Annotated in this window: 17 protein-coding genes; 10 read left to right on the top strand and 7 right to left on the bottom strand. The window is 72.5% G+C overall.

The window, feature by feature from the left end:
- The first annotated feature begins 38 nt into the window (after nucleotides 1–38).
- A complete protein-coding gene (locus EIZ62_RS11895; RefSeq protein WP_156692681.1) occupies nucleotides 39–779 on the top strand; it encodes a uridine kinase family protein in 741 nt (246 codons plus the stop codon).
- A 186-nt stretch (nucleotides 780–965) separates the two neighbouring features.
- On the opposite strand, the gene EIZ62_RS11900 is transcribed toward EIZ62_RS11895, so the two are convergent.
- Nucleotides 966–1688 (bottom strand): SigE family RNA polymerase sigma factor, encoded by a 723-nt coding sequence (locus EIZ62_RS11900; RefSeq protein ID WP_156692682.1) that lies wholly within the window; start codon nucleotides 1686–1688, stop codon nucleotides 966–968.
- Between the two features lie 149 nt (nucleotides 1689–1837).
- On the opposite strand from EIZ62_RS11900, the gene afsQ1 reads away from it, so the two are divergent.
- The 5 genes from afsQ1 (at nucleotide 1838) to EIZ62_RS11925 (ending at nucleotide 5536) form a co-directional block, all read left to right on the top strand.
- The gene (afsQ1, locus tag EIZ62_RS11905) at nucleotides 1838–2515 is read left to right on the top strand and encodes a two-component system response regulator AfsQ1 (protein ID WP_208827888.1); all 678 of its coding nucleotides are present in this window, start codon (nucleotides 1838–1840) and stop codon (nucleotides 2513–2515) included.
- The gene (locus EIZ62_RS11910; RefSeq protein ID WP_244375630.1) at nucleotides 2512–4014 is read left to right on the top strand and encodes a sensor histidine kinase; all 1503 of its coding nucleotides are present in this window, start codon (nucleotides 2512–2514) and stop codon (nucleotides 4012–4014) included. The genes afsQ1 and EIZ62_RS11910 overlap by 4 nt, the downstream gene beginning before the upstream one ends.
- Nucleotides 4001–4615 (top strand): hypothetical protein, encoded by a 615-nt coding sequence (locus EIZ62_RS11915; protein WP_156692685.1) that lies wholly within the window; start codon nucleotides 4001–4003, stop codon nucleotides 4613–4615. Before EIZ62_RS11910 ends, EIZ62_RS11915 begins: the two co-directional genes overlap by 14 nt.
- 53 nt (nucleotides 4616–4668) lie before the next feature.
- Nucleotides 4669–5256: a VanZ family protein gene (locus tag EIZ62_RS11920; RefSeq protein ID WP_156692686.1), complete on the top strand. Its 588-nt coding sequence runs from the start codon at nucleotides 4669–4671 to the stop codon at nucleotides 5254–5256.
- Nucleotides 5257–5335: 79 nt separating this feature from the next.
- Nucleotides 5336–5536, top strand: coding sequence for a PspC domain-containing protein (locus tag EIZ62_RS11925; protein ID WP_073753831.1), 201 nt, complete (start codon nucleotides 5336–5338; stop codon nucleotides 5534–5536).
- Nucleotides 5537–5612: 76 nt separating this feature from the next.
- Here EIZ62_RS11925 and EIZ62_RS11930 read toward each other — a convergent pair whose 3' ends face one another.
- Nucleotides 5613–5942 carry a hypothetical protein gene (locus tag EIZ62_RS11930; RefSeq protein WP_156692687.1) on the bottom strand — a complete coding sequence of 110 codons (330 nt, stop codon included), beginning with the start codon at nucleotides 5940–5942 and terminating at the stop codon, nucleotides 5613–5615.
- A gap of 131 nt (nucleotides 5943–6073) precedes the next feature.
- A complete protein-coding gene (locus EIZ62_RS11935; protein ID WP_156692688.1) occupies nucleotides 6074–7228 on the bottom strand; it encodes an adenosine deaminase in 1155 nt (384 codons plus the stop codon).
- 111 nt (nucleotides 7229–7339) lie between these two features.
- Here EIZ62_RS11935 and EIZ62_RS11940 point away from each other — a divergent pair, with 111 nt between their 5' ends.
- Entirely contained in the window at nucleotides 7340–8110 is a 771-nt protein-coding gene (locus EIZ62_RS11940; protein ID WP_156692689.1) for an alpha/beta fold hydrolase, read from the top strand.
- Between the two features lie 7 nt (nucleotides 8111–8117).
- On the opposite strand, the gene EIZ62_RS11945 is transcribed toward EIZ62_RS11940, so the two are convergent.
- On the bottom strand, nucleotides 8118–9077 hold the full coding sequence (locus tag EIZ62_RS11945) for a LysR family transcriptional regulator (protein ID WP_156692690.1): 960 nt from the start codon (nucleotides 9075–9077) through the stop codon (nucleotides 8118–8120).
- Nucleotides 9078–9139: 62 nt separating this feature from the next.
- On the opposite strand from EIZ62_RS11945, the gene EIZ62_RS11950 reads away from it, so the two are divergent.
- From EIZ62_RS11950 to EIZ62_RS11960, 3 genes are all read left to right on the top strand, one after another.
- Entirely contained in the window at nucleotides 9140–10429 is a 1290-nt protein-coding gene (locus tag EIZ62_RS11950) for an MFS transporter (RefSeq protein WP_156692691.1), read from the top strand.
- An 81-nt stretch (nucleotides 10430–10510) separates the two neighbouring features.
- Complete coding sequence (locus EIZ62_RS11955; RefSeq protein ID WP_156696350.1) at nucleotides 10511–11158, top strand: L,D-transpeptidase family protein; 648 nt, start codon at nucleotides 10511–10513, stop codon at nucleotides 11156–11158.
- Nucleotides 11159–11199: 41 nt separating this feature from the next.
- Nucleotides 11200–12207, top strand: a complete 1008-nt coding sequence (locus EIZ62_RS11960; protein ID WP_244375632.1) for a sigma-70 family RNA polymerase sigma factor — start codon at nucleotides 11200–11202, stop codon at nucleotides 12205–12207.
- Here the strand turns inward: EIZ62_RS11960 and EIZ62_RS11965 are convergent.
- The 3 genes from EIZ62_RS11965 to EIZ62_RS11975 form a co-directional block, all read right to left on the bottom strand.
- Nucleotides 12128–12490, bottom strand: coding sequence for an STAS domain-containing protein (locus EIZ62_RS11965; protein ID WP_156692692.1), 363 nt, complete (start codon nucleotides 12488–12490; stop codon nucleotides 12128–12130). The genes EIZ62_RS11960 and EIZ62_RS11965 overlap by 80 nt on opposite strands.
- A gap of 59 nt (nucleotides 12491–12549) precedes the next feature.
- Complete coding sequence (locus EIZ62_RS11970; protein WP_244375634.1) at nucleotides 12550–12978, bottom strand: Uma2 family endonuclease; 429 nt, start codon at nucleotides 12976–12978, stop codon at nucleotides 12550–12552.
- 61 nt (nucleotides 12979–13039) lie between these two features.
- Nucleotides 13040–14317, bottom strand: coding sequence for a thymidine phosphorylase (locus tag EIZ62_RS11975; RefSeq protein ID WP_156692693.1), 1278 nt, complete (start codon nucleotides 14315–14317; stop codon nucleotides 13040–13042).
- Nucleotides 14318–14351 lie beyond the last annotated feature (34 nt).

Genomic DNA, 14351 nt, shown 5'->3' on the forward strand with positions numbered 1-14351 from the left:
TGCGTAACCTGTCGGGTACGCACCGTATTTGACATGTGATGCTGGATACCAACGGGTCCCTTGCGGGGTCCCCCGACCGGGTCAATGGTTCACACTGGTGTCCCGTGAGTTCCCAACCGATCCCGACCCGCGTCGTGCTGCTCGCGGGCCCCTCCGGCTCCGGCAAGTCCTCCCTCGCGGCCCGCACCGGCTTGCCCGTGCTGCGCCTCGACGACTTCTACAAGGAGGCCGACGACCCGACGCTCCCGCTCGTGCCCGGGAGCACGGACGTCGACTGGGACTCCCCGCTGTCCTGGGACGCGGACGCGGCCGTGGCGGCCATCGTGGAGCTGTGCGCCACCGGGCGCACGGCCGTGCCGGTGTACGACATCGCCACCAGCTCGCGCGTCGACCACGACGTCCTCGACATCGAGCGCACACCGCTGTTCGTCGCCGAGGGCATCTTCGCGGCGGACGTCGTGGAGCGGTGCCAGGAACTCGGCGTCCTGGCGGACGCCCTGTGCCTGCGCGGCCGGCCGTCCACCACGTTCCGCCGCCGGCTGGTGCGGGACCTGCGCGAGGGCCGCAAGTCGGTGCCGGTCCTGCTGCGCCGGGGCTGGCGCCTGATGCGAGCGGAGCGTTCGATCGTCACCCGCCAGACCGCCCTGGGCGCCCACCCCTGCGACAAGGCCGAGGCGCTGGGCCGTCTCGCCGCCGCCGCGGCCGGCCGCCACCGCGCCCCGGTGACCCCGGCGCCCCCGCTGACCGCTCCAGCCCCCCGCGCCCCGGAACCGGCGTAATCCGGACGCCCCCGAGGGCACGGGCCGCGAACGCGGAGCGGGGCCGGACAAGACCCCCCGTCTTGTCCGGCCCCGCGCCTTCCCCGTTACCCCCGTGTCCCCCCGGGGCCCCCGTCCCCGCAGAGGCCCTCTTCCCCGTTCAACCGGTCGCCGTCTCCCCCGAAACCGCGACCGGCCCCCCTGCCTTCAGGCCACGAGCTGGCCGAAGGACTCCTCTTCGTCACGGCCGAAGCTGAGGACCTCGTCCTCGCGCAGCCGGCGCAGGGAGCGCCAGATGCTCGACTTCACCGTGCCGACGCTGATGTCCAGGATCTCCGCGATCTCCGGGTCCGTGCGGCCCTCGTAGTACCGCAGCACCAGCATCGTGCGCTGCAGTTCGGGCAGCCGGGCGAGCGCCTGCCAGAGCACGGCGCGCAGTTCGGTGCCGCGCATCGCGTCGGTGTCGCCGGCCGCCTCGGGGAGTTCCTCGGTCGGGTACTCGTCGATCTTCCGCCGCCGCCAGGCGCTGATGTGCAGGTTCGTCATGGTGCGGCGCAGGTAGCCGCCGACCGCCGCCTTGTCGCTGATGCGCTCCCAGGCGCGGTACGTCGAGAACAGCGCGCTCTGGAGCAGGTCCTCGGCCTCGAACCGGTCGCCGGTGAGGTGGTAGGCGGTGGCGTACAGGGAGGCGCGGCGCTCGCGCACGTAGGCGGTGAACTCCGCCTCCGTGAGGCTCGTCCGCTCTCCCGTTGCCTCCCCGTACCCCGCTCCCCCGTCAGACACGGCGACCATGTAGGGCGCCTTGTGCTGACGCCCGGCGCTGCGAACGCACCCCCGCGAGTTCACCGCGCCGGACTTCTCCGTGCTCCGCGTGACGTCGTGGAGACGCGTGACAACTGCGCTTGAGGTGGTGCTGTGCAGTGCGTTCATCTCGCGCCCCCCGTCGGTTGGAGTCTGCTCCGGTCCTTGTGCCCATGACTCTGCCCGGGCCACTTCACACCGGTGTCCGCCGTCTGTCACAGACCTGTCACAGGCCCCACCGGTCGATCTGTCCGGCCCCCATGGGACAGAATGACGGCGTGCCTTTCCTGTTGCTGATCGAGGACGACGATTCCATCCGCACGGCCCTCGAACTCTCGCTGTCACGCCAGGGCCACAGAGTGGCCACCGCGGCGACGGGCGAGGACGGCCTGAAACTGCTGCGTGAGCAGCGGCCGGACCTGATCGTGCTGGACGTGATGCTGCCCGGCATCGACGGTTTCGAGGTGTGCCGCCGGATCCGGCGCACCGACCAGTTGCCGATCATCCTGCTGACCGCGCGCAGCGACGACATCGACGTCGTGGTCGGGCTGGAGTCCGGCGCGGACGACTACGTCGTCAAGCCGGTGCAGGGCCGGGTGCTGGACGCGCGGATCCGGGCGGTGCTGCGGCGCGGCGAGCGGGAGTCCACGGACTCCGCGACGTTCGGGTCGCTGGTGATCGACCGCTCGGCGATGACCGTGACGAAGAACGGTGAGGACCTCCAGCTGACGCCGACGGAGCTGCGGCTGCTGCTGGAGCTGTCCCGCCGGCCGGGTCAGGCGCTGTCCCGCCAGCAGTTGCTGCGGCTGGTGTGGGAGCACGACTACCTGGGCGACTCGCGGCTGGTGGACGCGTGCGTCCAGCGGCTGCGGGCGAAGGTGGAGGACGTGCCGTCGTCGCCGACGCTGATCCGTACGGTCCGTGGTGTGGGCTACCGGCTGGACGTGCCTGCGTGAGGCGGACGAGTCTGCGGCTCCGTCTCGTCGTGGTGTTCGCCCTGGTCGCGCTGACCGCCGCCGCGTCGGCGTCGGGCATCGCGTACTGGCTCAACCGTGAGGCGGTGCTCCAGCGGACGCAGGATTCCGCGCTGAACGACTTCCGGCAGGAGATGCAGCGGCGGGCGGCGACGCTGCCGTTGCGGCCGACGGAGGAGGAGCTGCGGCGGACGGCGGAGGAGATGTCGTCCGGCGGGGTCGGGTACGGCGTGGTGCTGCTGGGCGAGCGGGCCGCGGGCAAGCCGATCGCGGGGGTGTCGGACCCGGACCGGTTCACGATGGACGACGTGCCGATGGAGCTGCGGGCGGCGGTCAACGAGCGGCAGGAGGTGGGGGACGGCAACGAGTTCCCGTACCACCTGTTCTGGCAGCGGACCACGCGGGACGGCACGCCGTACCTGGTGGGCGGGACGCGGATCGTGGGCGGCGGGCCGACGGGGTACATGCTCAAGTCGCTGGAGCCGGAGCGGCAGGACCTCAATTCGCTGGCCTGGTCGCTGGGGATCGCGTCGGCGCTGGCGCTGATCGGTTCGGCGCTGCTCGCGCAGGCCGCGGCGACGACCGTGCTGAAGCCGGTGCACCGGCTCGGTGAGGCGGCGCGGCGGCTGGGCGAGGGCCGGCTGGACACCCGGCTGCGAGTGTCGGGCACGGACGAACTGGCCGATCTGTCGCGGACGTTCAACAGTGCCGCGGAGAGCCTGCAGAAGAAGGTCGCGGACATGAGCGCGCGGGAGGAGTCGAGCCGGCGCTTCGTGGCGGACATGTCGCACGAGCTGCGTACGCCGCTGACCGCGCTGACGGCCGTGACGGAGGTGCTGGAAGAAGAGGAGGACAGCCTCGATCCGATGATCGCTCCGGCGGTCGCGCTGGTCGTCAGTGAGACGCGGCGGCTGAACACGCTGGTGGAGAACCTGATGGAGGTCACGCGCTTCGACGCGGGCACGGCACGGCTGGTCCTGGACGACGTCGACGTGGTCGACCAGGTCACGGCGTGCATCGACGCGCGGGCCTGGCTGGACGCGGTGGAGCTGGACGCCGAGCGCGGGATCGTGGCGCGGCTCGATCCGCGCCGCCTCGACGTGATCCTGGCGAACCTGATCGGCAACGCGCTCAAGCACGGCGGGTCGCCGGTGCGGGTCGCGGTGCGGACGGCGGACGACGACCTGTTCATCGAGGTGCGCGACCACGGTCCCGGCATCCCCGAGGACGTGCTGCCGCACGTCTTCGACCGGTTCTACAAGGCGAGCGCGTCACGGCCGCGTTCGGAGGGCTCGGGGCTGGGCCTGTCGATCGCGATGGAGAACGCCCTGATCCACGGCGGGGACATCACGGCGGCGAACTCGCCGGACGGTGACGGCGCGGTGTTCGTGCTGCGGCTGCCGCGGGACGCGTCCCGGACGGGCGACGGCCCGGCGGCCGGGGAGGACGGGCAGGAGGGTGGCGGTGATGAGGGTGCGTGAGCGGCGGGCCGCGGTGGCGCTCGCGGGGTTCGCCGTGGTCGCCGCCGTCGCCACCGGCTGCGGGATTCGTACGACGTCGGTGCCGGTCGACGCGGGTGCCGCGCCGTCGCGGCTGCCGTGCAGCGTGTCGGGCGAGGACGTCGAGCCGCGGGCGCAGGCGCAGCAGGTGCCGGTGCGGGTGTTCCTGGTGTGCGCGTCCGGTCTGGAGGCGGTGGACCGCACGGTGGCGGAGACCGGTGACAAGGATCCGGCGGGCAGCCGGGTCGCGGTGGCGCGGGCATTGCTGAACCAGCTGCTCGCGGAGCCCGCGCCGGGTGAGCGCGAGGCGGGGTTCACCACGTCCGTGGAGGGGCCGCTGACGGTGTCGGCGGGCCGCGAGGGCGACCCGGAGGGGGCGCTGCGGCTGAGCCGCCAGCCGGAGGACCTGCCCGCGGCGGCGCTGTCGCAGATCGTGTGCACGTACGCGGAGAACGGGTCGACGGCCGACGGTGGGACGGCGCTGCTCGGGGGCCCGGGTTCGTACCCGGTCCGGCGTTACGCGTGCTCGGCGCAGTTGCGGGAGCGTCCGGACTCGGCGGTCCCGACCCGGCCGGCGGCCTGACGCAGGCGGCCGGGGGCGGAACCGATCGTGCCGGTCGGCGCGTCTTGGGGGGCGTGCAGCGTCATGGTTCGGGCGGCAGTGCCGCCATCCGCTTCCGCACGGCGGGGCTCGTCCTCCTCGCCGCCCATCTTGTGCTCGTGGCGTGGCTGACGCTGCGGCCGCGGGACGTGATGTGGGTGACGGCCGCGAATCTGGAGCCCCTGGCGGGGATCAAGGCCGATCTGGCGATGGGTCCGCTGGAGGCCGCGAGACGGATCGGTGAGGGTCTGCTGCTGCTGGCCCCGCTGGGGGTGCTGCTGCCGATGGCCGGTGGCCGGCTGGACGTGTCCCCGTGGGCGTCGCTGGCCCGTACGGTCATGGCGGGCGTCCTGGTGTCGCTGGGCATCGAGCTGGTGCAGACGGCGGTGCCGGGCCGGGTCGTGGACGTCGACGCGCTGTTGCTGAACACCGCGGGCGTGGCGCTGGCGCACCTGGCGGTGGTGCCCGCGTGGCGGGGGCGGCTGCGGCGCCGTCAGGGCGGGCCGGGGCGTGGGCGCCGGCCGGCCGGGGGCGGCGGCCGGGGTCACACGGTGGGAATGCTCAGGGACGATGTCTCTCAGGGTGCGACCCCGAGGATTCCCAGGGTCGGCATCGCCCCGTAGTCCGACGTTTTGTCCGGGGCATCCGGGCGAGGATGGGGTTATCCGAAAGGTACGACTTCTCTTCGCGAAGGAGCCCACCATGGCCGCACTTGTCCGCCCTCGTGACGGAAAGATGATCGGCGGAGTGTGCGCGGCGCTGGCTCGGCGCTTCGGCACCTCCGCGACGACGATGCGCGTGATCTTCGTGGCGTCGTGTCTGCTGCCGGGACCGCAGTTCCTGCTCTACCTGGCGCTGTGGATACTGCTGCCGTCCGAGAAGGCCGCCAAGCCGGCCTGGTAGTCGTCGCGCGCACACGAAGGGGGCGCCCGCCTGGGTAAGGCGGGCGCCCCCTTCGGCTCGTACGGATGCCGCCGGGTCAGGCGCCGAGGCCGGCGACCGGGAGGGTGCCGCCGATAGGCAGGCCGCCGAGGAGGCCGGTGGCGGCGGCCGGGTCGATGGGCAGGCCCTGGAGAGAGGCGTTCTGCGTGGCGGCGCCCGCCAGTCCCTGGCCGGTGGCCAGCAGCTCGGTGGCGTTGTTCGGGGCCTGCTCGACGGCGGACTGGACGACCGGCACCGCGGTGGCGGTGGCGGCGCCCAGCGCGGCGCTGGTGGGCGTCGTGGTGGCCGCGGAGGCGGTGCCGGCGGCGGCAGCGGCGAACGCGGCACCGAGAGCGGCGGCACCGAGGGTCTTGGCGGACTGCTTCATCAGAATGTCGTCCTTGGGAGAACTCGGGGAAAGATGAGCGGCTCAGCAACTTAGCCATCGCCCCGCAAGCCCCGCAAACATCCGCGACGGCCAGGTCATGGAATTTCCCGACCGTTCGCGGAGACCCTGTTTCAGGGCGTCTTCGGCACGGAACCGCTGGTCGTGACGGTCTGCCGGAACAGCCATTCGGACTTCAACTCGGCATATCCGGGCTTGATCACGTCACTGATCATCGCCAGCCGTTCATCGAAAGGAATGAATGCTGATTTCATCGCATTGACGGTGAACCACTGCATGTCGTCGAGCGTGTAGCCGAACGTCTCGGTCAGCAGCTCGAATTCACGGCTCATGCTCGTGCCCGACATCAAGCGGTTGTCGGTGTTGACCGTGGCCCGGAAGTGCAGGGAGCGCAACAGCCCGATGGGGTGCTCGGCGTACGAGGCGGCGGCACCGGTCTGCAGGTTGGAGGTCGGGCACAGCTCCAGCGGGACGCGCTTGTCGCGTACGTACGCGGCGAGGCGGCCGAGCGTGACGGTGCCGTCCTCGGCGACCTGGATGTCGTCGATGATGCGCACGCCGTGGCCGAGGCGGTCGGCGCCGCACCACTGGAGCGCCTGCCAGATGGACGGCAGTCCGAAGGCCTCGCCCGCGTGGATGGTGAAGTGGTTGTTCTCGCGCTTGAGGTACTCGAAGGCGTCGAGGTGCCGGGTGGGCGGGAAGCCGGCCTCGGCGCCCGCGATGTCGAAGCCGACGACGCCGTTGTCCCGGTAGCGGTTGGCGAGTTCGGCGATCTCCAGCGCCCGGGCGGCGTGCCGCATGGCGGTGAGCAGCGCGCCCACCCGGATGCGGTGGCCGCTCTCGCGGGCGCGGCGCTCCCCGAGGCGGAACCCCTCGTTGACGGCCTCGACGACCTCTTCGAGGGTGAGGCCCTTCTCCAGGTGCTGCTCCGGGGCGTACCGCACCTCCGCGTACACCACACCGTCCTCGGCGAGGTCCTCGGCGCACTCGGCGGCGACACGGACGAGGGCCTCACGGGTCTGCATGACGGCGCAGGTGTGCGCGAAGGTCTCCAGGTAGCGCTCCAGCGAACCGGAGTCGGCGGCCTCGCGGAACCAGATGCCGAGCTTGTCCGGCTCGCGCTCGGGCAGCGACGTGTAGCCGGTGGCGTCGGCGAGGTCGATGATGGTGCCGGGGCGCAGACCGCCGTCCAGGTGGTCGTGGAGCAGCACCTTGGGGGCTCGGCGGATCTGGTCCGCGGTGGGGATGTCGGGTGTCTGGCTCGTCATTTTCGAACTCTAGCCCCTACGCGCGTAGAAGGCGCGTCCCGTGCGCGTCGATACGTAACAGTGACCACGAGTACCGATCGCGTGCACGTCGTCTTCTGAGACTGTTCTGCCATGGCACACCACGCACTCGTAGGTACGGGAGGGGCGCGGGCGCCCAGGCTGGGCCGGCCCGTCGGGTCGTCCGTCGCGGCGGTGGGCGGCGTGGTGCTGCTCCTGCCGGACGGGGAGCCGGTCTCGGGGCGCGGCCCGTCGCCGGGCGCCCACGCGGCGGCCGTTCCACTGGCCCGCGGCCTGGCGCGCGCCGGCCGGGCGGACGGCCTGGTGGCCCATGTGGTGCGGTACCGGGGGCGCGGCTGGAACGGCGCGGACGCGCGGCTCGCGGCGGACGCGCGGTGGGCGGTCTCGGAGGTCGTACGCCGGTACGGCGACGTCCCGGTCTGCCTCGCCGGGCGCGGCATGGGCGGCCGGGCGGCGCTGCGCGCGGCGGGCCACACGGCCGTCAACGCGGTGCTGGCCCTCGCCCCTTGGCTGCCGGAGGACGACGTGGCGGCGGCACCCGAACCGGTGAAGCAGCTCGCCGGGCGCCGGGTCGTGGTGGTGCACGGCACGAACGACCGCCGTACGGATCCGGAGCTGTCGTACCGGCTGGCGGAGCGCGCGAAGAAGACGAACCGCGACACGTGCCGTTTCGAGGTCCACTCGGACGGCCACGCGCTGCGCGAGCACCGGGACGAAGTGCGCGCGCTGGCCGCCGACTTCGTGCTGGGCGCCCTCTTCGGCCACCCCTTCGCCCGCCCCCTGGCCGACGCCTTCGCCGCTCCCCCGCCCCTGGGCCTGCGGATGCCGCTGGCCTCGGGTTTCGGCAAGGCGCGGGGGCGGTAGCGGCGGCCTACTCCGGTTCGCCGAGGAGGCGGCCGCGGCGGGAGAGCAGGAAGCGTTTGAAGGCGGCGACCGGTGGGGTGTCGGGGTGGCCGTCCAGCCAGGCGACGCCGATCTCGCGGGCCGCGCGGGGCGCGGTGACGGTCAGTTCGACGACGCCGGGGCGGGGCACGGCCGGGGGCGGGAGGAGGGCGACGCCGAGGCCCGCGGCGACCAGGCCGCGCAGGGTCTCGGCCTCCTCGCCCTCGAACGCGATCCGGGGGGTGAAGCCCGCCTCGGCGCACAGCGCGTCGGTGATGCGGCGCAGCCCGTAGCCGGGTTCCAGGGTGACGAACGTTTCGTCGGCGGCCTCCGCGAGGCGGACGCGCTTGCGGCCCGCCAGGCGGTGGTCGTCCGGGACGACGAGCCGCAGCCGCTGCTCGTCCAGCCGGCGGGCGACCAGGTCGGGGGCGTCCGGGACGGGCGAGGTCAGGCACAGGTCCAGGTCGCCGGCGCGCAGCCGTTCGATCATGGCCTCGCCGTAGTTCTGGACGAGCGTGAAGCGCACGCGGGGGTGGTCGACCCGGAAGGCGCGGATCAGCCCGGGGACGGTCTCCGAGCCCATGGTGTGGAGGAACCCGAAGGCGACCCGCCCCGCCGAGGGGTCGGCGTCCACCCGTACCGCGTCGGCGGACCGCTCCACCTCCGCGAGCGCCCGCTCGGCGGAGGCCAGGAAGGTGCGGCCCGCCGGGGTGAGCGACACGGTGCGGCCCTTGCGGGCGAACAGCGCGACCCCGAGGTCCTCCTCCAGGCGGACCACGGCCCGGGACAGCGTGGACTGCGGCACGCCTAGGTCCTGCGCGGCGCGCGTCACGTGCTCGTGACGGGCCACCGCCGCGAAGTACGCGAGCCGGGGCGCGAGCAGCAGGCCCATGTCTTCTTCGTTACTGTTCGGTGACAGCCACTTCCGTGAGCTGTGGTTATGCGCCATGGGAACGATTAAAGCCGTTCCATGCATTGGACGCATGAAGCGGTCGTGCCTACGGTCGACCTATGCCTTCCGCCAGTACCAAGGCGGCCGCCACCGACGCGGTCGCCGACACCCGCCTTTCCCCCGGCCGACCCGGCTACCGCCGGATGAGCTTCGCGCTCTTCGCCGCCGGAGTGGCCACCTTCGCCCTCCTCTACTCCACGCAGGCCCTGCTCCCGGCCATCTCCGCCGACTTCGGCGTGAGCGCCTCGGCCGCCAGCTGGACCGTGTCCGCCGCGACCGGCGCGCTCGCCCTGTGTGTCCTGCCGCTGAGCGCCCTGTCCGAGCGGTTCGGCCGCCGCACCCTGATGACCGGCTCCCTCGTGGTCGCCGTGGTCGTCGGGCTGCTCGTACCGTTCGCGCCGAGCCTGGAGTGGCTGGTGGCGCTGCGCGCCGTGCAGGGCGCCGCGCTCGCGGGACTGCCCGCGTCGGCGATGGCGTACCTCGCGGAGGAGGTGCGGCCCAAGGCGCTGGTCGCCGCGATCGGGCTGTTCGTGGCGGGCAACAGCATCGGCGGGATGAGCGGCCGGATCGTCACCGGGTGGGCGGCCCAGCTGTGGGGCTGGCGCGCCGCGCTCGCGGCGGTCGGGCTGATGGCCCTGGTGTGCGCCGTGGTGTTCCGGCTGATGATCCCGAGGGCCCGGCACTTCTCGCCCGGCCCGCTCAGCCCGCGCGCGCTGGCGAGGACCGTGCGCACCCACCTGTCCGACCCGCTGCTGATGCGCCTGTACGCGATCGGCGCGCTGTTCATGACGGTCTTCGGCGCCGTGTACACGGTGATCGGCTACCGGCTGGTCGAGGCGCCGTTCTCGCTGCCGCAGGGCGTGGTCGGCTCGATCTTCCTGGTCTACCTGGTCGGTACGGTCTCGTCGGCCGCGGCCGGCCGGCTGGTCGGCCGCATGGGGCGGCGCGGCGCGCTGTACCTGGCGGTGACCACGACGGCGGCGGGCCTGCTGCTGTCCCTGTCGGACGCGCTGTCGATGGTGCTGCTCGGCCTCGTCCTGATCACGGCCGGGTTCTTCGCCGGGCACGCGGTCGCCTCGTCGTCGGTGAGCCGGACCGCGAGGACCGGCCGGGCGCAGGCGTCGGCGCTGTACCAGTCGGCGTACTACCTGGGCAGCAGCGCGGGCGGCACGCTCGGCGCGGTCGCCTTCCACGCCGGCGGCTGGGCCGGCACGGTCCTGCTGGGCCTGGTCGCGGTCCTCGGCGTGGTGTCGCTGACCCTGTACGGGACGCACGCCGCGCGGGTGGAGAACCGGAAATCCCGCGAGACGTACAACCGCGCGGCTGCCGCGAGCGTCCTAAGGGCATAAGCAACAGCAGGGGCTCCAAGGGGAGTGGTGAACGTGGGTGGGACACGCAGACGGGTGGGGGCCGCGCTCGGCGTCGCGGGCATGATCGTGCCGCTGACGGTGGCGCTGGGCGCGTCACCGGCGCAGGCGGCGTCGTGCACGACGTCGACCGGGCCGTACCAGAAGCAGGTCGAGAAGTTCATGGGCCGGCCGGTGGACGGGAAGCAGTCCGCGGCCGACTGCAAGGCGATACAGACGTTCCAGCGGTGGCACGGGATCACTCCGACCATCGGGTACGCCGGGGAGGTCACCTGGCGCACGATGAACACGATCAACCAGCAGCGCGCGGCGGGCAAGAACCCGAACGCGGCCAAGGCGTGCCCCACCAACAAGGGCCGCATCGCGTGCGTGGACCTGACCCGGCAGCTGAGCTGGATCCAGGACGGCGCCAAGCTGGTGTACGGGCCGGTGCCGGTGCGGACCGGGCGGGACAAGTACGAGACGCGTACCGGCTCGCGGAAGATCTACCACCGCAACATCAACCACTGGTCGACGCTCTACGACGTGCGCATGCCGTACGCGCAGTTCTTCGACGGCGGGCAGGCCTTCCACTCGGTCGGCGTGTCGATGTACAACCCGCCCGGTTCGCGCGGCTGCGTCAACATGCGCACCGCGGACGCCAAGGCGTACTGGAACATGCTGAAGAACGGCGACGACGTGTTCGTCTACGGGCGCAAGCCCGGAACCTGACCCGCGTTGTCAGTCCCCTGCGGTAGCTTCCGTGAAGAGGCATGGGAAGCGCGACAGGGGTGGACGCGATGACGGGTGCGGCGGGCGACGTTGCGGAGCTGGAGCAGTACCGGACCGAGCTGACCGGGTACTGCTACCGGATGCTGGGATCGGCCTTCGAGGCGGAGGACGCCGTCCAGGACACGATGGTCCGGGCGTGGCGGAGCTTCGAGAAGTTCGAGGGCCGGTCCTCGGTGCGCTCCTGGCTGTACCGGATCGCGACGAACGTCTGCCTGGACGCGCTGAACGCGGGCAACAGGCGGGCGCGTCCGATGGACCTGACGGCGCCGGTGCCGGTGGCGAAGGCACAGCTGAACTCGCGCCCCGAGGTCACCTGGCTGGAGCCGGTGCCGGACGGGCGGGTGCTGCCGACGGTGGCCGACCCGGCGGAGGCGGCGGTGGCGAAGGAGACGGTGCGGCTGGCGTTCGTCGCCGCGCTCCAGCACCTGCCGCCCAAGCAGCGGGCGGTGCTGATCCTGCGCGAGGTGCTGGCCTGGAGGGCGAGCGAGGTCGCCGAGCTGCTGGGCACGTCGGTGGCCTCGGTGAACAGCGCGCTCCAGCGGGCGCGGGCGACGCTCGCGGAGTCCGAGCCGGCGGCCACCGACACGGCCGACCCGCTCGACGAGGAGCAGAAGAAGCTCCTGGACCGCTATGTGGCCGCCTTCGAGGGGTACGACATGGCGGCGCTGACCGCCCTGCTCCACGAGGACGCCACGCTCTCCATGCCGCCGTACGACCTGTGGCTGCGGGGCCACGACGACATCGTGGGCTGGATGCTGGGGGTCGGCGAGGTGTGCCGGGGCTCGCGCCTGGTGCCGGTGGTCGCCAACGGCACGCCGGCGTTCGCGCACTACCACCCGGACCCGGAGGGCGGCTTCAGCCCCTGGGCGCTCATGGTCATCGAGATCGCGGACGGGAAGGTCTCGGGCATCACGTCGTTCCTGGACGTGCAGCGCTGGTTCCCGCTGTTCGACCTTCCGGAGCGGCTGGAGGCGTCGCCGGAGGGGTGACCAGGAGCAGGTCGGCCAGCCCGACCAGCTCCAGCAGGGCCCGCAGGGCGGGCTGTGCGTCGCGCACGGTCATCCGGCGGCCCCGCCGCTGAGCGGTGAGGCGGAGCCGGGCGAGGGCCTCGACGGTGGCGAGGTTCGGCCGGGTGACGGCGCCGACGTCGCAGACGACGTCGGGGCCGTCGCGCTCACCGAGGAGCGCGGCCAGTTCCTCACAGAGGCGGGGGACGTCGGCGGGATCGATCAGGCCGGCGACGCGGAAGACTTCCGGATCCGTGGTGTCCACATGGGAAGAGACCCGCGCGGGGCGCGGAACTCATCGATGGCCGCCCGATCGCGGGCGGATCAGCCGAAGGGGAAGGCGCTGGTCTCCACGGTGAGGCCGAAGGGGGCGGGGAGACGGATGTCCTCGCCGAACTTCACCGTCACGAGGACGCGGTAGACGTCGCCCTCGGGCTCTCCGTAGAGGGTGACGGCCGGTCCGGTGGGAGCGAAGCGGTCGATGAGCAGGTAGAACGGGACCTTGGCCTCCGCGTACGCGGCGGCCTTGTTCAACCGGTCGTGGCTGGCATTCGAGCGGGACGTGATGTCCACGACCAGTTCGGCAGCCGTGAGGGGAGCGGCCTCGCTCCCCTCCAGCTCGACCACGGCACTCTCCGGGATGACGACCAGATCCGGAACGAAGAGACGCCCGCGCGAGGGGTGGGCGACGCCCAGCGTCTGGTAGACGCCCAAGTCGTCGGGAACGGCGGTCTCCTTCTGCGGCTGTGACACCGATCCCAGCATGCCGAACGGGACCGACGGCCGCCCATCGGTCCCGTTCACCCGTACGAGGTCAGGCGATGCGTTCCAGCACGACCGGGGTCGGCTCGTACGCGGTGCCCGCGGCGGCGATGTCGTACGTGCCGTCCAGGGACTTCAGGGCGTAGTCGAACTTCTCCGGGGTGTCCGTGTGCAGGGTCAGCAGCGGCTGGCCGGCCGTGACGGTGTCGCCCGGCTTGGCGTGCAGCTCGACGCCGGCGCCCGCCTGGACCGGGTCCTCCTTGCGGGCGCGGCCCGCGCCGAGGCGCCAGGCGGCGACGCCGACGCCGTACGCGTCGAGGCGGGTGAGGACGCCCGAGGAGGGGGCGGTGACGACGTGCTGTTCGCGGGCGACGGGGAGGGTGGCGTCCGGGTCGCCGCCCTGGGCGGAGATCATGCGGCGCCAGACGTCCATCGCGGAGCCGTCGGCGAGGGCCTTCGCCGGGTCGGCGTCCTTGATGCCGGCCGCGTCGAGCATCTCGCGGGCGAGCGCGATGGTCAGCTCCACGACGTCGGCGGGGCCGCCGCCGGCGAGGACCTCGACGGACTCGCGGACCTCCAGGGCGTTGCCCGCGGTCAGGCCGAGCGGGGTCGCCATGTCGGTGAGGAGGGCGACGGTCTTCACGCCGTGGTCGGTGCCCAGGCCCACCATGGTGGAGGCCAGCTCGCGGGCGTCGTCGATGTTCTTCATGAAGGCGCCGGAGCCGACCTTCACGTCCAGGACCAGCGAGCCGGTGCCCTCGGCGATCTTCTTGGACATGATCGAGGACGCGATCAGCGGGATCGCCTCGACGGTGCCGGTGACGTCGCGCAGCGCGTACAGCTTCTTGTCGGCGGGGGCGAGGCCGTCACCGGCCGCGCAGATGACCGCGCCGGTGGTGTCGAGGACGTTCAGCATCTCCTCGTTGGAGAGCAGGGCGCGCCAGCCGGGGATGGATTCCAGCTTGTCGAGCGTGCCGCCGGTGTGGCCGAGGCCCCGGCCGGAGAGCTGCGGCACGGCGGCGCCGCACGCGGCGACCAGCGGGGCGAGCGGCAGCGTGATCTTGTCTCCGACGCCGCCGGTGGAGTGCTTGTCGGCGGTGGGCCGGGACAGGGAGGAGAAGTCCATGCGCTCGCCGCTCGCGATCATCGCGGCGGTCCAGCGGGCGATCTCCGTACGGTTCATGCCGTTCAGCAGGATCGCCATCGCGAGCGACGACATCTGCTCGTCGGCGACCTCGCCGCGCGTGTAGGCGTCGATGACCCAGTCGATCTGCTCGGGGCTCAGCTCGCCCCGGTCCCGCTTGGTGCGGATGACGGAAATCGCGTCCATGGCGTAGGTGGTTCCTTCCAGCGGGTGGGACTGT

The organism is Streptomyces ficellus (genome assembly GCF_009739905.1).
In the GTDB taxonomy this organism is placed as follows: Bacteria; Actinomycetota; Actinomycetes; order Streptomycetales; family Streptomycetaceae; genus Streptomyces; species Streptomyces ficellus_A.